This window comes from Nocardia sp. FBN12, assembly GCF_050320175.1.
Lineage (GTDB): Bacteria > Actinomycetota > Actinomycetes > Mycobacteriales > Mycobacteriaceae > Nocardia.
Genome location: NZ_CP190048.1, coordinates 4,156,230 through 4,177,107, shown reverse-complemented (window position 1 = coordinate 4,177,107; position 20,878 = coordinate 4,156,230). Strand labels below are relative to the sequence as shown.

Annotated in this window: 17 protein-coding genes and 1 riboswitch; of the genes, 14 read left to right on the top strand and 3 right to left on the bottom strand. The window is 66.7% G+C overall.

The window, feature by feature from the left end:
- Positions 1-10: 10 nt before the first annotated feature.
- Positions 11-203, bottom strand: a riboswitch (cobalamin riboswitch).
- 293 nt (positions 204-496) lie between these two features.
- The 3 genes from ACQHI0_RS19895 to coaD are packed head-to-tail and all read left to right on the top strand — an operon-like array spanning position 497 to position 4,944.
- Positions 497-3,895, top strand: coding sequence for a pyruvate carboxylase (locus tag ACQHI0_RS19895; protein ID WP_427903361.1), 3,399 nt, complete (start codon positions 497-499; stop codon positions 3,893-3,895).
- On the top strand, positions 3,892-4,455 hold the full coding sequence (gene rsmD / locus ACQHI0_RS19890; protein WP_427903360.1) for a 16S rRNA (guanine(966)-N(2))-methyltransferase RsmD: 564 nt from the start codon (positions 3,892-3,894) through the stop codon (positions 4,453-4,455). Before ACQHI0_RS19895 ends, rsmD begins: the two co-directional genes overlap by 4 nt.
- Before the next feature lie 3 nt (positions 4,456-4,458).
- Complete coding sequence (gene coaD / locus ACQHI0_RS19885) at positions 4,459-4,944, top strand: pantetheine-phosphate adenylyltransferase (protein WP_427903359.1); 486 nt, start codon at positions 4,459-4,461, stop codon at positions 4,942-4,944.
- An 86-nt stretch (positions 4,945-5,030) separates the two neighbouring features.
- Here coaD and ACQHI0_RS19880 read toward each other — a convergent pair whose 3' ends face one another.
- The gene (locus ACQHI0_RS19880) at positions 5,031-5,591 is read right to left on the bottom strand and encodes a GtrA family protein (RefSeq protein WP_427903358.1); all 561 of its coding nucleotides are present in this window, start codon (positions 5,589-5,591) and stop codon (positions 5,031-5,033) included.
- Between the two features lie 309 nt (positions 5,592-5,900).
- On the opposite strand from ACQHI0_RS19880, the gene ACQHI0_RS19875 reads away from it, so the two are divergent.
- The 11 genes from ACQHI0_RS19875 to ACQHI0_RS19825 all read left to right on the top strand — a co-directional run bounded on the left by ACQHI0_RS19875 (position 5,901) and on the right by ACQHI0_RS19825 (position 17,802).
- Positions 5,901-6,674, top strand: coding sequence for a DivIVA domain-containing protein (locus tag ACQHI0_RS19875; protein WP_427903357.1), 774 nt, complete (start codon positions 5,901-5,903; stop codon positions 6,672-6,674).
- Positions 6,675-6,761: 87 nt separating this feature from the next.
- Entirely contained in the window at positions 6,762-7,367 is a 606-nt protein-coding gene (locus ACQHI0_RS19870) for a YceD family protein (RefSeq protein ID WP_427903356.1), read from the top strand.
- A gap of 79 nt (positions 7,368-7,446) precedes the next feature.
- Positions 7,447-7,629: a 50S ribosomal protein L32 gene (gene rpmF / locus ACQHI0_RS19865; RefSeq protein ID WP_040708879.1), complete on the top strand. Its 183-nt coding sequence runs from the start codon at positions 7,447-7,449 to the stop codon at positions 7,627-7,629.
- Positions 7,630-7,653: 24 nt separating this feature from the next.
- Positions 7,654-8,385, top strand: a complete 732-nt coding sequence (gene rnc, locus ACQHI0_RS19860; RefSeq protein WP_427903355.1) for a ribonuclease III — start codon at positions 7,654-7,656, stop codon at positions 8,383-8,385.
- A 3-nt stretch (positions 8,386-8,388) separates the two neighbouring features.
- Positions 8,389-9,249, top strand: coding sequence for a bifunctional DNA-formamidopyrimidine glycosylase/DNA-(apurinic or apyrimidinic site) lyase (mutM, locus tag ACQHI0_RS19855; protein WP_427903354.1), 861 nt, complete (start codon positions 8,389-8,391; stop codon positions 9,247-9,249).
- A 64-nt stretch (positions 9,250-9,313) separates the two neighbouring features.
- Positions 9,314-9,895: a dihydrofolate reductase family protein gene (locus ACQHI0_RS19850; RefSeq protein ID WP_427903353.1), complete on the top strand. Its 582-nt coding sequence runs from the start codon at positions 9,314-9,316 to the stop codon at positions 9,893-9,895.
- A gap of 5 nt (positions 9,896-9,900) precedes the next feature.
- Positions 9,901-10,938 (top strand): PHP domain-containing protein, encoded by a 1,038-nt coding sequence (locus tag ACQHI0_RS19845; protein ID WP_427903352.1) that lies wholly within the window; start codon positions 9,901-9,903, stop codon positions 10,936-10,938.
- A gap of 54 nt (positions 10,939-10,992) precedes the next feature.
- On the top strand, positions 10,993-12,477 hold the full coding sequence (locus ACQHI0_RS19840; protein ID WP_427903351.1) for a substrate-binding domain-containing protein: 1,485 nt from the start codon (positions 10,993-10,995) through the stop codon (positions 12,475-12,477).
- An 82-nt stretch (positions 12,478-12,559) separates the two neighbouring features.
- Positions 12,560-14,077, top strand: coding sequence for a substrate-binding domain-containing protein (locus ACQHI0_RS19835; RefSeq protein ID WP_427903350.1), 1,518 nt, complete (start codon positions 12,560-12,562; stop codon positions 14,075-14,077).
- Positions 14,078-14,494: 417 nt separating this feature from the next.
- Positions 14,495-15,664, top strand: coding sequence for a glycosyltransferase family 4 protein (locus tag ACQHI0_RS19830; RefSeq protein WP_427909231.1), 1,170 nt, complete (start codon positions 14,495-14,497; stop codon positions 15,662-15,664).
- Positions 15,661-17,802, top strand: a complete 2,142-nt coding sequence (locus tag ACQHI0_RS19825) for a glycogen debranching N-terminal domain-containing protein (protein WP_427903349.1) — start codon at positions 15,661-15,663, stop codon at positions 17,800-17,802. Before ACQHI0_RS19830 ends, ACQHI0_RS19825 begins: the two co-directional genes overlap by 4 nt.
- A 74-nt stretch (positions 17,803-17,876) precedes the next feature.
- Here ACQHI0_RS19825 and ACQHI0_RS19820 read toward each other — a convergent pair whose 3' ends face one another.
- Complete coding sequence (locus tag ACQHI0_RS19820; protein ID WP_427903348.1) at positions 17,877-18,746, bottom strand: potassium-transporting ATPase subunit C; 870 nt, start codon at positions 18,744-18,746, stop codon at positions 17,877-17,879.
- Position 18,747: 1 nt separating this feature from the next.
- On the bottom strand, positions 18,748-20,877 hold the full coding sequence (kdpB, locus tag ACQHI0_RS19815) for a potassium-transporting ATPase subunit KdpB (RefSeq protein WP_427903347.1): 2,130 nt from the start codon (positions 20,875-20,877) through the stop codon (positions 18,748-18,750).
- Position 20,878 lies beyond the last annotated feature (1 nt).

Here is a 20,878-nt window from a genome sequence, read left to right as displayed (position 1 = left end):
GCCGGATACGGCGTATCCGGCACAGTCGGCAGGTCTTCGGACTCGCGGGCACCGGTCGTGTGATCGACCGACCTACTGGCCGTCGCTTCCCAGGCGTGCGGCCCAGTGCTGATGACGGCGGTCGTTCCCGCTCACCGCTGCGGGACAGTCCCGGATTCTCACCGGGTTCCCTCTCACCCGGCGCGAATTGAATCGCACTCGGATTCGACGCCTGTGCGGGAGGTCGGGGCTCCGACTCTTCCACCGCGCAGGCGAACCAGCTGCGTCACCCAGCATAGGCCCTCGGCGGGCACGCGGTGCGCCGAGGCGCCACGATCAGTGCTGTGACCTGCGGTTGCGCACCGACCGTGCGCGGCGCACCGCACGCCGCTTTCCGCGGTGAGATGTGACGGCCTGATGAACGCAACTTCGCAGGTGGGCGGGTGTGCGGTGTGAAGATTGCTGCGAAGCCACCTTGCGTGTCCGGCCGCCGGTCGGGTCCGGGTACCGTAGGCCAATGTTCTCGAAAGTCTTGGTCGCAAATCGTGGTGAGATCGCTATCCGTGCCTTCCGCGCGGCCTACGAACTCGGCATCGGAACGGTCGCGGTGTTCCCGTACGAGGATCGCAATTCCGTGCATCGCCTGAAGGCGGCCGAGTCCTATCAGATCGGCGAAGAGGGTCACCCGGTTCGCGCGTATCTGTCGATCGAGGCGATCATCGAGGCCGCCAAGAGCGCGGGCGCGGACGCGATCTACCCCGGGTACGGTTTCCTGTCGGAGAACCCCGACCTCGCCGCGGCCTGTGCCGCCGCGGGCATCACCTTCATCGGACCCACCGCCCAGATCCTCGAGATGGCCGGCAACAAGGCCACGGCCATCGCCGCGGCCAAGGCGGCCGGGCTGCCGACGCTGAAGTCCAGCGAGCCGTCGGCCGATATCGACGAATTGCTCACCGCCTCGGCCGAACTCGAATACCCGATCTTCGTCAAGGCCGTCGCCGGTGGTGGTGGTCGTGGCATGCGCCGGGTCGCCGCGCCCGAGCAGTTGCGTGAGTCGATCGAAGCGGCCTCGCGCGAAGCGGAGTCGGCGTTCGGTGATCCGACGGTGTTCCTCGAGCAGGCGGTGGTGAACCCGCGCCACATCGAGGTGCAGATCCTGGCCGACCAGCACGGCAATGTCATGCACCTGTTCGAGCGGGACTGTTCGCTGCAGCGTCGCCACCAGAAGGTGATCGAGCTCGCGCCCGCCCCGAACCTGTCACCGGAACTGCGCGAACGGATCTGCGCCGACGCGGTGGCGTTCGCTCGCCAGATCGGCTACATCAACGCGGGCACCGTGGAGTTCCTGCTCGACGAGCGCGGCAACCACGTGTTCATCGAGATGAACCCGCGTATCCAGGTGGAGCACACGGTCACCGAGGAGATCACCGATGTCGACCTGGTGCAGTCGCAGCTGCGCATCGCGGCGGGTGAATCCCTCGCTGACCTCGGCCTGAGTCAGGAGACGGTGCAGATTCGCGGTGCCGCGCTGCAGTGCCGCATCACCACCGAGGACCCGGCCAACGGGTTCCGCCCCGACACCGGCCGCATCACCGCCTACCGCACCCCGGGCGGCGCGGGTATCCGTCTCGACGGTGGGGCGAACCTGGGCGCGGAGATCGGCGCCTACTTCGACTCGATGCTGGTCAAGCTCACCTGCCGTGGACGCGACCTGCCCGCCGCCGCCGCGCGCGCCCGCCGCGCGCTGGCCGAATTCCGGATCCGTGGCGTGACGACGAACATCCCGTTCCTGCTGTCGGTGCTCGACGACCCCGATTTCCAGGCGGGCCGGGTGACCACCTCGTTCATCGACGAGCGTCCCGAGTTGCTCACCTCGCGTGGGTCGGCCGACCGTGGCACCAAGATCCTGACCTATCTGGCCGACGTCACCGTCAACAAGCCCAACGGTGACCGTCCGACCACGGTGTACCCCTACGACAAGCTGCCCGCCGTCGACCTGACGCTGCCGCCGCCGGACGGTTCGCGTCAGCGTCTGCTCGCTCTCGGGCCGGAGGGTTTCGCGAAGGCGCTGCGCGAGCAGAAGGCGCTCGGCGTCACCGACACCACCTTCCGTGACGCGCACCAGTCGCTGCTGGCGACCCGTGTGCGCACCAACGGTCTGCTCGGTGTGGCCGGGCACGTCGCGCGGCTGACCCCCGAACTGCTCTCGATCGAAGCTTGGGGCGGCGCGACTTACGATGTGGCACTGCGGTTCCTGCACGAGGACCCGTGGGAACGCTTGGCCGCCTTGCGCGAAGCCGTGCCGAACATCTGCCTGCAGATGCTGCTGCGCGGTCGCAACACCGTCGGCTACACGCCCTACCCCGAACAGGTCACGCGCGCGTTCGTTTCCGAGGCCGCCACCACCGGTATCGATATCTTCCGCATCTTCGACGCGCTCAACAACGTCGACCAGATGCGCCCGGCGATCGACGCGGTCCGCGAAACCGGTACCGCCGTAGCCGAAGTCGCGCTCAGCTACACCGGTGACCTGCTCGACCCGAACGAACAGCTCTACACCCTCGACTACTACCTGAAGCTGGCCGAACAGATCGTCGACGCGGGCGCGCACGTGCTCGCGATCAAGGACATGGCCGGCCTGCTGCGCGCCCCCGCGGCCGCGAAACTCGTGACCGCACTGCGCAGTAACTTCGATCTGCCGGTGCACGTGCACACCCACGACACCCCCGGTGGTCAGCTGGCCACCTACCTGGCGGCCTGGCAGGCCGGGGCCGACGCGGTCGACGGCGCGTCCGCGGCCATGGCGGGTACCACCTCACAGCCCGCGCTGTCGGCGATCGTGGCCGCTACCGCGCACACCGAACACGACACCGGCCTGAACCTGCGCAACGTGTGCGACCTCGAGCCGTACTGGGAGGCGCTGCGCAAGGTCTACGCGCCGTTCGAGTCGGGCCTGCCCGCGCCGACCGGTCGTGTGTACACCCACGAGATCCCGGGTGGTCAGCTGTCGAACCTGCGTCAGCAGGCGATCGCGCTCGGCCTGGGCGACCGGTTCGAAGAGGTCGAGGCCAAGTACGCGGCCGCCGACCGGCTGCTCGGTCGCCTGATCAAGGTGACTCCGTCGTCGAAGGTCGTCGGTGACCTCGCGCTCGCGCTGGTCGGCACCGGTGTCGACATCGAGGACTTCGCCGCCGATCCGGGCCGCTACGACATCCCGGATTCGGTGATCGGCTTCCTGCGCGGTGAACTCGGCACCCCTGCGGGCGGCTGGCCCGAGCCGTTCCGTAGCAAGGCGCTGGCCGGGCGCAACGAGCCCAAGCCCGAGACCCCGTTGAGCCCGGCGGATCAGAAGTTGCTCGACGGCTCGTCCGACGAGCGTCGCGCCACGCTGAACCGGCTGCTGTTCCCCGGCCCGACCGCCGAATTCAACACCCACCGCGAGAAGTACGGCGACACCACCGGGCTGTCGGAGAACCAGTTCTTCTACGGCCTGCGTCGCGGCGAAGAACACCGCGTGCAGCTGGAGAAGGGCGTCACGCTGCTCATCGGCCTCGAGGCGATCTCCGAGCCCGACGAGAAGGGCATGCGCACGGTGATGTGCATCATGAACGGGCAGTTGCGCCCGGTCGCGGTGCGTGACCGCTCCGTCGCCTCCGAGGTGCCCGCGGCGGAGAAGGCCGACAAGAACAACGCAGGGCATATCGCGGCGCCGTTCGCCGGTGTGGTGACCCTTGCGGTGTCGGAGGGCGACGAGATCCACGCCGGTGACACTGTCGGCACGATCGAGGCGATGAAGATGGAAGCGGCCATCACCGCGCCGCGCGGTGGCGTGGTCGGCCGGATCGCGACCACCAAGGTGGCCCAGGTCGAGGGCGGCGACCTGCTGGTGGAACTGGTCGCACGCGAGTCGGAATGACGCGCATCGTCGCGGGTGTGGCAGGCGGGCGGCGCTTGAAGGTGCCGCCCGCAGGCACCAGGCCCACCTCCGATCGGGTGCGCGAAGCCCTGTTCAGCGCGATCGATGCCCGCCTCGATCTGGACGGGACGCTGGTCCTCGACCTGTACGCGGGCTCGGGTGCGCTGGGCTTGGAAGCGCTCTCACGCGGCGCCGAGCAGGCGCTGCTCATCGAGTCCGACCGCAAGGCGGGCGAGGTCGTACGCGCCAATATCGCCGAGCTCGGGTTGCCCGGTGCCGAATTGCGGCTCGGCAGCGTTTCCTCGGTGCTGAAACAGACCGCGCCGAGGGCATACGACGTGGTGTTCTCGGACCCGCCCTACGACGTGAGCACCGAAGACGTGATCGCCGACCTCACCGCGTTGGCGAGCAACGGCTGGCTCGCCCCCGAGGCGCTGGTGGTAGTCGAACGATCGAGTCGTTCACCCGAAATCGCCTGGCCCACAGGCTATGTGGCCTTGAAGACCCGTAAATACGGGGAGACCAGAGTCGAGCTGGCCGAGTACGGTGCTAGCGTCTGACCTATGGCTGCAGCACTGTGCCCCGGCTCCTTCGACCCGGTCACCAACGGTCACCTCGACGTGTTCGCTCGCGCGGCCGCGCAGTTCGACGAGGTGATCATCACCGTCAATGTGAACCCCAAGAAGCAGGGCATGTTCACCGTCGAGGAGCGCATGGACCTGCTGCGCGAATCGGTCTCGCACTTGCCGAACGTGCGCGTCGCCTCCTGGCAGGGGCTCACGGTGGACTTCGCCAAGCAGGAAGGCGTCACCGCGATCGTCAAGGGCCTGCGCGACGCGGGCGATTTCGGCTACGAACTCCAAATGGCCCAGATGAACCACAAACTGGCCGGCGTGGACACCTTCTTCATCGCCACCAACCCGTCCCTGAGCTTCCTGTCCAGCTCCCTGGTCAAGGAAGTAGCGGCCCTGGGTGGCGACGTGAGCGACATGCTCCCGCCGGCCGTCCACAAGCGCCTCCTCGACCGGATCGCGGAACGCAAGAGCTGATCTCGTCAGAACAGGGTTAGCGCACCGGACCGGAGCCGACTGGGCCGAACGCCCAACCGCCGGCCGCCGACGCGAGTCCCGGCCGGCTAGCCCTGGCTGGATGTCGCGGGGACCGGGAGGCGGAACAAGCCTCTCAGCGCAAGGAAGCGCATGCCGCCGACCGCGGCGGTGATGGCGAGGACCGTCAGGGCTTGGGTGATGTCGCCCAGACCGGGCGCCCAGAAATCCAGTCCGGCCAAACCCGCGGTGGTGATCGCGAGACCGATCAACGCGATTCCGCCGCCTTCCCACTGCGCCGTGAACCAGGTGACCCGGTCGGTGGCGTGGAAGGTGAGCTGACGGTGGAATTCGTTGGCGATGACCGTACTGACCACCGACCCGGCCACGTTGGCGATCAGCGGGCCGACGCTGTGCATCGCGAAGAACAGCAGCACATAGGCGATATTGCTGGATCCGCCGACAAGGGCGAACCGGAAGAGCTGGGGAAGGGCCCGATCGCCGCGCAGGTAGGTGAGCGCGCCCTCGAACTGCGGGCGCAGCGTGGGTGCGACTTCGCTCGGTGCCACCGCGGGAAACGGGCCGGTCCAGGGAGTGAACATGCCCGCGACGTGCGACACCGGACTCCTAGGGGTTTCCAGGAGGGTCATGTTCGACTCCGATCCCAATGAACAGACGCTCGAGTGGAACAGCCTCGAACAAACGCTGCTCCGCTCCGTGGACGACCGTCGCTGTCGAGTGAGTACAACAGCGGATGAGCTGCGGTGCTTCCCGGCGGACGGCGTTGTCGTGCTTACCGATGGTAGCCGAAGTGGAGGGCCGCACTCCACTTGATATCTGTGCGATCTTGGACACTGTCGCGACACACCGCGACGACATTCGGCTCACGCGCCCCAGAAGGGCACACTGGGCGTCGGCGGTAGTGGTTTCGCCGGGATCGAAGCAGGAGGGTAGTGAGCATGTATCGCGTATTCGAAGCACTCGACGAACTGGTCGCCATCGTCGAAGAGGCGCGCGGCATCCCGCCGACGCGCAGTTGCATCGTGCCGCGCGGCGATGTCCTCGAACTCCTCGACGATGTCCGCGACGCGCTACCCGGCGAACTCGACGACGCCCAGGACGTCCTCGATCACCGCGACAAGATCGTCGGCGATGCCCGCAGCGGCGCCGAGACGACGGTCACCACGGCCAACGAGCAGGCGCGCACCACCATCGACTCCGCGCGCGCCGAGGCCGATCGCATCCTCGCCGACGCCAAGGATCACGCCGATCGGATGGTCGCCGAGGCCACCGCCCACGCCGACCGCCTCGTCACCTCGGCCCAGGCCGAGGCCGACCAGGTCGTCGCCGACGGCAACGCCGAATACGACGAGCTCACCGGCCGCGCCCAGATCGACGCCGACCGCGCCATCGAAGCGGGCAAGGCCTCCTATGAGCGCTCGGTCGCCGACGGCAAGGCCGAACAGGCCCGCCTGGTCGCGCAGACCGAGGTGGTGCGGGTCGCGCACGCCGAATCCGCCCGCCTGATCGACGAGGCGCAGGCCGAGTCCGACCGGGTGCGCACCGAATGCGACGACTACGTCGACGAGCAGATGGCCGATTTCGGCAACCGGCTCGCGTCGATGGAAGAGACGCTCAACACCACCCGGCGCTCGATCACCCGCGGTCGCCAGCAGATGCGCAGCGGGCCCGGTGCCGAATACCCCGAATACGCTGCCGACCACCGCCGCTGATCGCACCGCGCGTTTTGAGTTCCGACGGGGTCCTGCCGTACTGTTGAGTGGTTGCCCATCATCCCCTCAAAGGTTAGTGAGTCAGTGATGTCCGCCGGTTCCGGTTCGCCCACGCGTCCACGCAAGACCAATGGTCCTGTGTCGGAGGCGGGTTTCGTGCTGGACGTCCGCAATCTCGGCCGCCGGCCGGGAACCATGCGGGAGCTGCGTCGCACTGTCACCGACCACGAGCGGCTGGGTCTCGACCTGATCGCCATCCCGGCCGACGCCGAGGTGGAACTCGACCTGCAACTGCAGGCGGTCTCGGAGGGTGTGCTGGTCACCGGCACGGCGTCCGGACCGACGGCCGGGGAGTGCTCGCGCTGCCTCGAACCATTCGACGACCAGGTGGAGATTCGTCTGACGGAGTTGTTCGCGTATCCGGACAGCACCACCGAACAGACGACCGAGGATGCCGAGGTCTACCGCATGGAAGACGATCTCGTCGACCTCGAGCCGGTGATCCTCGACGCCATCGGGCTGGAGCTTCCGCTGCAGCCGCTGTGCTCGCCGGACTGCGCGGGCCTGTGCCCGGAGTGCGGTGTGCGGATGGCGATTGCGGGTCCTGATCATGGGCATGAGATACTGGACCCTCGCTGGGCGAAGTTGGCGAAGTTTGCCACTGAAGAGCCCGGTACCGGCGACCCCGCCTGAGGGTTCCACCACCTAATACCGATCCGCTCCCGCGGCAGGCGATGCCGCGCGGTCAGCGAATACCAAGAGGAGAAGTACCGTGGCTGTTCCCAAGCGCCGGATGTCCCGTTCCAACACCCGGTCGCGGCGCAGCCAGTGGAAGGCCACCGCGCCGACCCTGGTCACCTGCCCGAACCGCGCGTGTGGTGAGAAGACCCTCCCGCACATCGCGTGCCCGTCCTGCGGCACCTACAAGGGCCGCCAGGTCACCTCTGCAGTCTGATCGTTGTAGATCATTCCTAGCAACGTGACAGCCAGTAAAGACAATGTGGGCGCGGCGGATCACGCCAGCCTGCTCACCGCCCTCGGTGTCGACGTACGACCGGAGCTTCTGCGCCTAGCGCTGACGCACCGGTCGTACGCGTACGAGAACGGCGGTTTGCCGACCAACGAGCGCCTGGAGTTCCTCGGCGACTCGGTACTCGGCCTCAGCATCACCGAGCGCCTGTATACCGAGCACCCGGAGAAGTCCGAGGGTGAACTCGCGAAACTGCGCGCCAGCGTGGTGAACATGCACGCGCTCGCCGAGGTGGCGCGTGGCCTCGGCGACGGCGGACTCGGCCAGTATCTGCTGCTCGGTAAGGGCGAAGAGCTCACCGGCGGCCGCGACAAGCCGAGCATCCTCGCCGACGGCATGGAGTCGCTGCTCGGTGCGGTGCACCTCGAGCACGGCATCGAAACCGCGCGCGTGGTGGTGCTTCGCCTGTTCGCCGATCTGCTCGAGCGCGGCCCTCGCATGGGCGCGGGCCTCGACTGGAAGACCAGCCTGCAGGAACTCACCGCCGAGCGCGGTCTCGGTGTGCCCGCCTACGAGATCACCTCCACCGGACCGGACCACAACAAGGAGTTCACCGCTACCACGGTGATCGCCGGTCATCCTTACGGTTCGGGTGTCGGCCGCTCCAAGAAGGAAGCCGAGCAGAAGGCCGCCGGTACCGCCTACAAGGCTCTCACCGCCGAATCCGCAGACAAAGCCTGATCCGTGCCCGAACTGCCCGAGGTAGAGGTTGTTCGGCGCGGTCTTGCCGATCATGCGGTCGGCCGGGCCATCGATACCGTCACTGTCACCCACCCGCGAGCTGTGCGCAGGCACGTCGCGGGTGGTGCTGATCTGGCGGCCAGACTCACCGGATTGCGGATCGACTCCGCGCAGCGGCGCGGGAAATATCTCTGGCTCACCTTCGACGAGCCCGATACCGCGCTGGTCGTGCATCTGGGCATGAGCGGTCAGATGCTCGTGCAGCCCGCGGGCGCGCCCGTCGAGAAACACGCGCACATCCGCGCGGTGCTCGGTGACGGTGCCGAACTGCGATTCGTCGACCAGCGCACCTTCGGCGGCTGGGCGCTCGCTGACCTCGTCGAGGTGAACGGGACCGTGGTGCCCGATTCCGTGGCCCATATCGCGCGCGATCCGCTCGACCCACTCTTCGACCGCGAGGCCGTGGTCGCGGCCATCCGCGCCAAGAACACCGAGATCAAACGCGTGCTGCTCGATCAGACGGTGATCTCGGGCATCGGCAACATCTACGCCGACGAAGCGCTGTGGCGGGCCGGTCTGCATGGCACCCGCCTCGCCGCCGATCTCACCCGCCCGGTCGTGCGCACCCTGCTCGACGGGGTCACCGCGGTGATGACCGAAGCGCTGGCCGTCGGTGGCACCTCGTTCGACGCCCTGTACGTGAATGTTAACGGCGAATCCGGCTATTTCGCCCGGTCACTGGCCGCTTACGGGCGCGCGAACGAACCCTGCGATCGGTGCGCCACGTTGCTGGTTCGTGAGCAATTCATGAATCGATCGTCGTTTTCCTGTCCGAAGTGTCAACGGAAGCCGCGCCACCGCTGATCCGGGCACGCTAACGTTTCCAGTGACAGGTCGTGACAGGCCGGGTCCGTGCAGGGAGGACGTTATGCGCAAGCTGACCTATTTCGTGGCATCGACGATCGACGGCTTCATCGCCGCCGAGGACGGGACGCTGGATTTCTTTCCGGTAGGCGGGGACCATGGGCCCGCGATCATCTCGCAGTACCCGGAGACCCTGCCCACCAAGGTGCGCGAGGCGCGCGGCATCGGGGCGGGCAACATCTACTTCGATACCGTGATCATGGGCCGCAAGACCCACGACTTCGGGGTGCGCACCGGTACCGCCAGCCCGTACGAACATCTACGCCAATTCGTGGTGTCCACGACGCTGCCCGAATCGCCCGCGCCGGGTGTGGAGCTGATCGCCGAGGACCCGACCGCCGCGGTGCGCGAGCTCAAACGCGAAGACGGACTGGGGATCTGGCTCTGCGGTGGTGGTGAACTGGCGCAGACGCTGCTGCCCGAAATCGACCAGGTGTTCCTGAAGCTGCATCCGGTGGTGCTCGGCACCGGCAGGCCACTCTTCGGCGGCGGAGCGAAACTTCCCGCGCCGGAGCGGTTCCGGGTGATCACCAGCCGGGTGTACGCCGACGGCGTCGCGTTCCTCAAGTACGGCCGGATCAAGTAGCCGCGATGACATCGGCGGCGAGTCCGGGTCCGGTGGCGGCGCTGCGCGAGGTCGGGTTCTGGCTCGAACGCAGTCGCGCGGAAACGCACCGGGTGAAGGCCTACCGCCGCGCCGCCGATGTCGTGGCCGGTCTCTCCTCGGGCGAATTCGATACTCGCGCAAGCGAACACAGTTGGCGTGAGCTGGCCGGAATCGGGCCGAAGACCGCGGCCATCATCGAACAGGCCTGTGCCGGTGCGGTGCCCGACTATCTGGCTGAGCTCCGCAAGGAGGCGAAGCCGATCGCGCCGGCGGGCGAGGAGTTGCGCGCGGCGCTGCGTGGCGATCTGCACACCCATTCGGATTGGTCCGATGGTGGTAGTCCGATCGCTGAGATGATGGGCGTAGCGGCGGCGCTGGGGCACGAATACTGCGCTCTGACAGACCATTCCCCGCGCCTCAAAGTCGCCAACGGCCTGTCCGCCGAGCGGCTGCTACGTCAACTCGACGTGATCGCCGAGCTCAACGAGCAGATGGCGCCCTTTCGCATCCTCACCGGCATCGAGGTCGACATCCTCGACGACGGCACCCTCGACCAGCAGGCCGAACTCCTCGAACGTCTGGATGTCGTTGTCGCCAGCGTGCACTGGCACCTGCGCGACGACCGCGACACCATGACCAAACGCATGGTCTACGCCGTGGCGAACCCGAATGTCGATATCCTCGGCCACTGCACCGGCCGCCTCGTCGAAGGGTCTCGTGGCACCCGCCCTGAATCGTCGTTCGACGCCGAACTCGTCTTCGAGGCCTGCCGCCGCTACGGCACCGCCGTCGAAATCAACAGCCGCCCCGAACGTCGCGACCCGCCTGGTCGTCTGATCGAGCTGGCGGTCGAGATGGATTGCTTGTTCAGCATCGACACCGACGCCCACGCACCTGGCCAATTGGCTTGGCAGGGTTACGGATGCGAACGCGCACTCGCACACGGCGTGTCCGCCGATAAGGTGATCGACACCTGGCCGGTCGAGGAGTTGCTCGCCTGGTGCGGGGACTCGAACGGGTGACGTTCTGATATAACTCAACTCGCTGTACGCGGCGGCGAGCATTGTGGGGGACTGGTGAGCGAATTTCCGATCGACATCGCGCTGTCGGTGGTCGGCATCGCGGTAGCGGTAGCCGCCTTCCTGCGCGAATTCGTCTTCGTCGGACGAAAATACCTGGGCTATCGCGTGCAGATGAATACGCCGGTGAGTCGGATTCCGCTCATGGTGCCCAATGCCTCGGACATGACGATGGTGTTGATCCGAATCGAGAACGACGGCGGCACCGTCATAGATGACGACGACTATCGGTCCGCCGATCGCCCGCGCCTGGTGTTCCCGGGGCACAGCGTGCTGGCGACCGAGGTGACCGAGCGGGTCACCCGGTCCGGTGAACGTCGAGCGCGCGATCACTTCAGTGCCGAACTGCGCGCCATCGAAACCAGCACCACCGCGCAGGGGCAGGGCAGGATCGTGCTGCCGAAGGAGATCTTGCAGCGCGGCGAGCACTACAAGGTGCTCGCATTGTTGCAAGCCCAAGACGCCGACCCGATCACCGACGATCGCGAGATCGTGGTGCACGGAGGCAGCCTCCGGGGCGGCAGCATCTACATGACCACCACCCGGTCCCGGCGCGAGCCGCTGCTGCTCGGCTTCGGCCTGTTCATGGCCGTGGTGTTCGTGATCCAGTTGATTTATGCTGTCGTGCAACCGGATCCGCCGCCGAAGGACTGCGCCGCTGGTCAACTCACCATTGTCGGGTCCACGGCCATGGCCCCGATGATCCGGCGCGCCGCGCAGAGCTACGAGAAGACCTGCACCGACGCGAAATTCGCCTTCGACTTCACCGGCACCGAGCCGGGTCTGCGCACGCTGACCCGTGCGGGCGCGACGCAGAACATGCTCGCGATCGGCGACGGCTCGAAGGGCAATTCCTTCGAAACCCTGGCCGGGCACCGATTGGCGCTCAGCTCGTTCTCGATGGTCCTGCATCCCGGCATCGGCATCAAAGACCTCTCCACTCATCAGATCCGAGACCTCTACCGCGGAAATATACGGAACTGGAGTCAGCTCGGCGGCGCCGATCTACCGGTTGTCCTGATCGACCGCACGGCGGGCTCCGGCACCCGTCGTGCACTCGAATCGCGCATGCTCGAGGACAACCGCAAGGTGTTGCGCTACAGCAGCTGCATCGGCATGGCACGCACCGGTGACCATTGCGAGGTCGATGTGACCGACGAGATGGCTACCTTCGTTGCCAAAACCCCTGGTGCGGTGGGCTATCTGGAGACCTCGTCGGTCACGGCCGAGGTCACCGCGGTGTCGATCGACGGGGTCAGCGCGTCGCCGGACGCGATGCGGGCGGGTCGCTACCCGTTCACCGGGGTCGAGTACGCCTATACGCACGGTCCGATCGCCGGCGATTCACTGGTTGCCCAATTCCTGGACTATCTGATGCGCGGCAAGGCCAGGCTCACCATGATCGAGTTCGGCAACATTCCGTGCAGCGAACCGGTCGAACCCACATTCTGCACGGTAGGTGAAGCCTTGCCCAACAATTGATTTCGATTTGCGATAGGCGGAATTCCGCCTGGTACATATCAACTCGCTTGTCAATTGATCATGTGGTTCGAGTGGGGGAGCGATGGATATTCCTTTGGAGCTGATTCTGTCGGCGACCGGCCTCGTGGTCGCGTCGGCGGCGTTCGTGCGTGAATTCGTCCTGGTCGGGCGGCGCCGGCTCGGGTACCGCTTCCAGATGGATACCCCGGTGACGGGCGAGACCGACACCGCTTCGCTGGTCGGCGCTCTGAACAACCTGAGCACCCCGGAAGCCGGCGGGGAAGCGCTGGATCTGTCGAAGCTGTCGGTGGTGCTGATGCGCGTCGAGAACAGCGGAACGCTCGCTATCGACCCCGACGACTACACGATGCGGGGAGCCGATCCCCTCGTCGGATTGCATGTCGAGTTTCCCGGCCGTGAGGTCATCGGCCTGGCGGTGACCGAGCTGGACGGCCCACCCGCTGACAACCTCGGCCCCGGGTCGGGCATCGGCAAACGTACCAAAGGGGAGGGTGAGCGCTTCGCGGGTGTGATCGATCTACCGAAGGTGCAGCTCGAACGGCGCCAGCATTACAAGATTCTCGCGGTGCTGAAACGGGTGCACGGCGACGGCGAGCCCAAGCAGCCGGTGCTGGTCGGGGGTGTCAAGCGGGGCAAAGTTGTGCTGACCACCAGCCATGGTGGCCCGTCGAAGAAGCTGATGGCGCTGTCGGGGTTCCTGGTCGCGCTGATCGCGGTACAGGGTGTCCTCGCCCTGCAGCCGGACCCGCCGCCGAGTGACTGTGCCGCAGGCGAACTCACGCTGGTCGGCTCCACCGCTATGGCGCCGATGATCCAGCGTGCCGCGCAAACATACGGGGCGAGGTGTACCGAGGCGAAGTTCTCCTTCGACTTCCACGGAACCACGCAAGGCCACGACAAGATGGTCGAGTCCGCGCCCGCGCCGAATATGGTCTCGATCGGTGAAGGCCCCAAGCTCGACAGCTATCGAACGCTGACCGAACGTGCGATCGCCGCGGCTGTCTATTCGGTGATCCTGCATCGCGATCTGAACCTGGAAAGCCTGACAGTGCGGCAGGTTCAGGACTTGTACGCGGGGCGGGTGAAGAACTGGCAGCAGGTCGGCGGTCCCGACCTTCCGGTGACGCTGGTCGATCGTCAACCCGGGTCGGGAACCATGAACGCGATCAACTGGCGGCTCGGCATCGCGACCCGCGAGTCCGACGCCACCACTTCGTGCCTCGGCAGGCCGCCCGAGCGCAGGCATTGCCGCGCCGATTCGACCACGGCGATGCTCGGCGCCGTCGCCGAGATCCCCGGCGCCATCGGTTATGTGGAGACCGCGGCGGTTACCGGGGATGTCAAGGCGATCATGTTGAGTGGCGTGGCCGCCACCAAGGAGAACATGCTCGCGCACACCTATCCGTTCTGGTCGGTCGAATACGCACTGACCGACCACCCCGATGGCAGGATTCCGGCGGAATCGCTGGCCGCGAACTTCATCGAGTACCTCATTCACGGGCGCGGCAAACTTGTCATCGAGGAGTTCGGCGCCGCCGCGTGTGTGGAACTGGCGACGCCGAGAGACTGCACGCCGTAGCCGATCGCCGGTGATTCGCTGGATTCTCCTTTTCATGAACGGCAAACGTTCGGTAAGGCCAGGCTCGCCATCTTCGGGTGCGGGATAAATCCGGTGCTGACCTTGATAGATCTTGAAATCTATACGGTGTAGAGCGCCTCTGACGGCGTAATCTCCTGCCCCGGTAGGGAATCGATATCGAACTTTTCCAGCAACACGCTGGTTTACTCTGCGGTAGCGGGGTACGTTCTTTGACGGCCCCTCTGTTCAGGCGGGCACCCGAAACGGTGCGCTCTGCGTCTGGCCAGGCCAACCATGCCCCATGGACGGCGGTGAAGCTCTCGTCTCCACCTCCGCCGAGGCGGCCACCTCTTGTTCGCGCAAGTGTTGCGAGGTTGCGTCCCTGGAAGGAAGGTCATGAGTACAGACACGTCGGCAATGTCGCCGGTCGGTTTGTCCGCGTCCGATCTCTATCCGATCAATCACCACGGTGGTCCACTGCGGATCGCCATGGTCGTTCCACCGTATTTCGATGTTCCACCCAAGGCCTACGGCGGCGTCGAGGCCGTAGTCGCCGATCTGGTCGACTCACTGTGTGAGCGTGGCCATCACGTCACCCTGTTCGGTGCGGGGATCGACGGCACCGAGGCGAATTTCGTCCCGCTGTGGGACCGGATCCAGCCCGAACGGCTGGGTGACCCGTTCCCGGAGATCGTGCACGCGCTGCGGGTGCGCCGCGCCATCGAGCGGCTGGCCGACACCGAAGGCATCGATCTGGTCCACGACCACACCTTCGCGGGCCCGCTGAACGCGCCCGCCTACGCCAATCTCGGATTGCCGACGGTGGTCACCGTGCACGGTCCGGTGCAGGACGATTGCTACCGCTATTACAAGGAACTGGGCGAGGAATGCTCGCTCGTCGCGATCAGCGACCGTCAGCGTGCGCTGGCGCCCGACCTGCAGTGGGCGGGCCGGGTGCACAACGCGCTGCGTCCCGATCAGTGGCCGTACCAGACCGAGAAGCAGGACTACGCGCTGTTTCTCGGCCGTTTCAGCCACGACAAGGGCCCACATCTGGCGCTCGATGCCGCCCACGCCGCCGGCATGCCGCTGATCCTGGCGGGCAAGTGCAGTGAGCCGCCGGAGAAGGCCTACTTCGAAGAGTTCGTGCGGCCACGGATGACCGACCAGGATCAGATGTTCGGTCTCGCCGACGCCACCGCCAAGCGTAAACTGCTCTCCGAAGCAAAGTGTCTGCTGTTCCCCATTCGATGGGAGGAGCCGTTCGGCATGGTGATGATCGAGGCGATGATCTGCGGAACGCCGGTGGTCGCGTTGCGCGGCGGTGCGGTGAGCGAAGTGGTGGTCGACGGGGTCACGGGACGGATCTGTGAGGATCCGGCCGAACTGCCCGCCGCCATCGCCGAAGTGCAGACCTACGATCCGGCAGTCTGCCGCAAACACGTGGTCGACAACTTCGGCGCCGACACCCTCGGCCGCGGTTACGAACAGGTGTACCGGGAACTGCTCGCGCGCACCACGATCGGGTACGACTCCGCCTACGCGATGTCGATGCCCGTCGGGGCGGTCGCCAACGGGCGCGCATGAGTAGCGACAGCGCCTCGGCGCCGAGCCCCCTCAACGCGGGGGAACCCGCGGGGCTCGGTGGCGGTGGCAACATCACTCTTGTCGAAGGCGGCACGTTCTGCCTGTCCGACCGGCTCGGCGATATCGAGCCGGGCAAGCCGCAGGGCCTGTTCTTCCGTGACGCCAGGGTGATTTCGCGCTGGGAGCTGATGATCGACGGCAAACGGCCCGAGGCGCTGTCGGTACTGAGCCCGGAGGCCTTCGCGGCACGGTTCGTGCTGCGCAGACCGCCGCAGCAGGGCCGGGCGGACAGCACCCTGCTCGTGGTGCGTGATCGGCTCGTCGCCGAAGGCATGCACGAGCTGATCACGCTCGAGAACATGAGTCGCGAGGCGACGGCGGTGGTGCTGGAACTGCACGTCGACGCCGATTTCGTCGACCTGTTCGCGGTGAAGGAAGGTCGCACGCACGGGCGCCGCGCGGAGATGACGACCACCGACGGTGAACTGCTGCTGCACGACCGCGCCGATCTGTCCCGTGGGCTCGCGCTCACCTCGACGGTCGAGCCGATGGTGCTGCCCGGCACCATGATCTGGCGGGTCGTCGTCCCGGCGGGCGGGCGCTGGCAGACCGAGATCACCGCGCAACCCGCGGGCGCCGCGCAACGCCCGCAGACCGCGGGCACGCCCGGTGAGCGCTACCGGGCGAGCGAGCCCGTGCGCAAGATCGCGGCGTGGCGGGCCACCGCCACCGACATCTCCGCCGACTCGGGGCTGCTCAACCAGATCCTGCGGCGCAGCGAAAGTGATCTCGGTGCGTTGCAGATCCACACCGACTCGGGCACCAACCGGCCCTTCGTGGCGGCGGGCGCACCGTGGTTCATGACGCTGTTCGGCCGCGACTCGCTGCTCACGGCGTGGATGTCGCTGCCGCTGGAAACCGATCTGGCACTGGGCACTCTGCAGCAGCTCGCCGAGTTGCAGGGCCAGACCATCGACCCGCTCGTCGAGGAGGAGCCGGGCCGGATCATGCACGAGATGCGGCGCGGCCCGTCGGTCGGGCAGGTGCTCGGCGGCCAGATCTACTACGGAACCGTGGACGCCACACCACTTTTCGTGATGCTGCTCGCGGAATGTCTACGGTGGGGCGCGGATCCGGCGTCGATCGCCACCCTGCTCCCCGCGGCCGACGCCGCGATCAGCTGGATCACCGATTTCGGTGACCGCGACGACGACGGTTTCGTCGAGTACGTGCGCGCCACCGATCGCGGCCTGATCAACCAGGGCTGGAAGGACAGTTTCGACGGAATCAACGACGCCGCGGGACATATCGCCGAAGCCCCGATCGCACTGGCCGAGGTGCAGGGGTACGTGTACGCGGCGTTCCTGGCCCGCGCGGAACTGGCCGACGAATTCGACGATCCCGAGCTGGCCGTGCGGATGCGGGAGCGAGCCGACGAATTGCGCACCAAGTTCGCCGAACAGTTCTGGCTACCCCATTACGGGTGGTACGCGGTGGCGTTGGACGGCCGCAAGCGCCAGGTCGACGCGCTGACCAGCAATGCGGCGCACTGCCTGTGGTCGGGGATCGCGACCGACGAGCATGCCGAGGTGCTGATCCGGAACCTGTCTCGCGCGGAGATGGATTCGGGCTTCGGGCTACGGACACTCGCTTCGGATATGGGTGCCTACAACCCGATGAGTTACCACAGTGGGTCGATCTGGCCGCATGACACGGCGATCGCGGTCGCCGGATTGATGCGGTACCAGCATGTGCCGGGTGCGGTGGAACTCGCTACGAAACTGTCGGGTGGTTTGCTCGACGCGGCGGCCGCGTTCGACGGCAGGCTGCCCGAGTTGTTCTGTGGGTTCCCGCGGGCGAGATTCGCCGCGCCCGTGCCGTATCCGACGTCGTGTTCGCCGCAGGCGTGGGCGAGTGCGGCGCCGTTGCTACTGGTTCGGTCGTTCCTCGGGCTCGATCCCGATGTGCCCGCCAAGACGCTGACGCTGCGGCCGCAGGTGCCCCCGGCCTGGGGGTGTGTGCGGATGTCGGAGTTCCGGCTCGGCGAAGGGGTGACGGTGGATCTCGAGGTTTGCGGCTCCGCTGTGACCGTGACGGGCTTGCCGGAGGGTTGGGCTCTGATCACAGACGAGGATTAGCGCAGCGGGTCGGGGACTGAATGCACCCGAGCGGGGCCGGAACCAGTGTGGTTCCGGCCCCGCTTGTGGTTGTCTCAGCCCTTGAACGGGTAGCGGGCGTCGAGGTCGAGGTTGAGTTCGACGACATTCACCCGAGGCTCACCCAGGAATCCGAGTGTGCGTCCGTCGGTGTGCGCGGCAACCAGCTCCCGTACCTGCGCGGCGGTGACGCCGCGCGCCTTCGCCACCCGTTCGACCTGGATGGTCGCGTATTCGGGGGAGATGTGCGGGTCGAGTCCGCTGCCGCTCGCGGTGACCGCGTCGGCGGGGACGGCGGCCTCGGCCGATGCGTCACCGAGGATCGGGATGATCCGGCCGACGGAGTAGTCCGCGCCCTCCTGCGCGCACTCCACCGCGACGCCGCGGAACGTGGTCAGGAACGGCCGCGCGGGGCAGAGCTCGTTGACGCTGACCACCTGCACCGGCTGCGCCACATCACCATCGGCAGCACGCGGTCCGATCACCGAGAGCACTGCGCCCACACCGTCTTTCGTGCAGAACTGCCGGGCGCCGTCGACCCCCTCACGGTCGCCGACCTCCTTCGAGCGTGCGCAGACGGTGGTGAGCAGGCTGGTGCGGTCGGCGGTGTCGACGATGTCCTCCGGGCCGAGATTGCTCGCCGCGGTGGACAGCGGGTCGTAGCCGTCGCCCGCGGCCGATGGCCTGCTCTGGAAGTACTGCGCCATGGCGGTGCCGTCGGCGTCGGTGAACGACTGCCCGATCAGGCTGGAGCCCACCAGCTTTCCGTCCCGCTCGATGAGCGAGCCTTCCGCGTTCTCGTTGAGTCCCGGCAGTTGGGCGATCGCGAAAACGGTCAGGGGATAGACGATTCCGGTGATAGCGGTCAGCACGAGCAGGGCGCGTAGCGCGGCCAGGTGCTGCCGGATCCAGGTCGACAAGCGCATTTCAGGCCATCCCGGGGAGAAGTTGGACGAGCAGGTCGATGAGTTTGATGCCGGCGAACGGCGCGATGATGCCGCCGAGGCCGTAGATGGTCAGGTTGCGGCTCAACAGTTTCGACGCGTTGGTCGCTCGATAGTTCACACCGCGCAAGGCGAGTGGAATGAGCGCCACGATGATGATCGCGTTGAAGATGACCGCGGACAGGATCGCCGACTGCGGACTGGCCAGCCGCATGATGTTCAGTGCGTCCAACCCGGGGAACAGCGCCACGAACAGCGCGGGAATGATCGCGAAGTACTTGGCGATGTCGTTGGCGATGGAGAACGTGGTGAGCGCGCCACGGGTGATCAGCAATTGCTTGCCGATCTCCACGATCTCGATCAACTTGGTCGGATCGGAGTCCAGATCGACCATGTTGCCCGCCTCTTTGGCGGCCGAGGTGCCGGTGTTCATCGCGACACCGACATCGGCCTGGGCCAGAGCCGGGGCATCGTTGGTGCCGTCGCCGGTCATCGCGACCAGGCGGCCGCCGTCCTGTTCGGACTTGATCAGCGCGAGCTTGTCCTCGGGAGTGGCTTCGGCGAGGAAGTCGTCCACGCCCGCCTCGTCGGCGATCGCCTTGGCGGTCAACGGGTTGTCGCCGGTGATCATCACCGTGCGGATGCCCATGCGCCGCATTTCGTCGAAACGCTCCCGCATGCCCTGCTTCACCACATCTTTGAGATGGATGACACCGAGCAGGCGTGGTGTTCCGTCACGGAGTTCACCGACCATCAGCGGCGTGCCGCCGGAGGCGGAGATGCCGTCGACGATCGCCGCCGCTTCGCTCGGCACCGAACCGCCCTGGGCGCGAACCCATTCGGTGACGGCACCGGCTGCCCCCTTGCGCAGCTGGTGCCCGTCGGCGAGGTCGACACCCGACATGCGGGTCTGTGCGGTGAACTCCACCCACGTCGCGCCAGGCAGTTCCCCCGCGCTGCGTTCGCGCTTGTTGAACACCTCCTTGGCGAACACGACGATCGAGCGGCCCTCCGGGGTCTCGTCGGCGAGGCTGGACAGTTGCGCCGCGTCGGCCAGTTCGTCGTCGAGGACCCCCGGAACAGGGATGAATTCGGCGGCCTGCCGGTTGCCGAGGGTGATGGTGCCGGTCTTGTCGAGCAGCAGCGTGTTCACATCGCCCGCGGCCTCCACCGCGCGACCGGACATGGCCAAGACATTGCGCTGCACGAGACGGTCCATGCCGGCGATCCCGATGGCCGAGAGCAGTGCGCCGATGGTGGTCGGGATGAGGCAGACCAGTAGCGAGACCATCACGATGCCGGTGATGCCGTGCGCGTCCAGCGCCGAAGTGTCCGGCACGCCGGGGTTGTTCGACTTGGCGAAGATCGCCAGTGGCTGCAGGGTCGTCACCGCGAACACGAAGATGATCGTGAGTGCGGCGAGGAGGATGTTGAGCGCGATCTCGTTGGGCGTCTTCTGCCTGCTCGCGCCCTCGACCAGGGCGATCATCTTGTCGATGAAGCTGGCGCCCGGCTCCTGGGTGATCTTGACGACGATCCGGTCCGAGAGCACGGTGGTGCCGCCGGTCACCGCCGAACGGTCGCCGCCGGATTCGCGGATCACCGGCGCGGATTCACCGGTGATGGCCGATTCATCCACGGAGGCGATGCCTTCGACGACATCGCCGTCGCCGGGGATGATCTGACCGGCCTCCACGACGACGACATCACCGCGACGCAGTTCCGGTGCGGCGACGCGCTCTTCGACGACGCGGCCACCGGGCGTCCAGTCGGCCAGCCGGCGAGCGACGGTGTCGGTCTTGGCTTTTCGCAGACTCTCCGCCTGCGCCTTGCCACGGCCTTCGGCGACGGCCTCGGCCAGGTTCGCGAAGATAACCGTGAGCCACAGCCAGACGACGATCGCCCAGGCGAAGAAGCTCGGGTCGCCGATCGCCAGGATCGTCGACCACGCCGCGCCGATCTCCACGATCAGCATGACGGGGTTGCGCCACAGGGTGCGGGGGTCGAGCTTGCGGACCGCGTCGGGAAGTGCGGTGAGCAGCAGCTTCGGGTCGAGAACGCCCTTGCGCACGCCCTTGGTCCGCGGTGCGGATTCGAGTGTGGAACTTGTCATG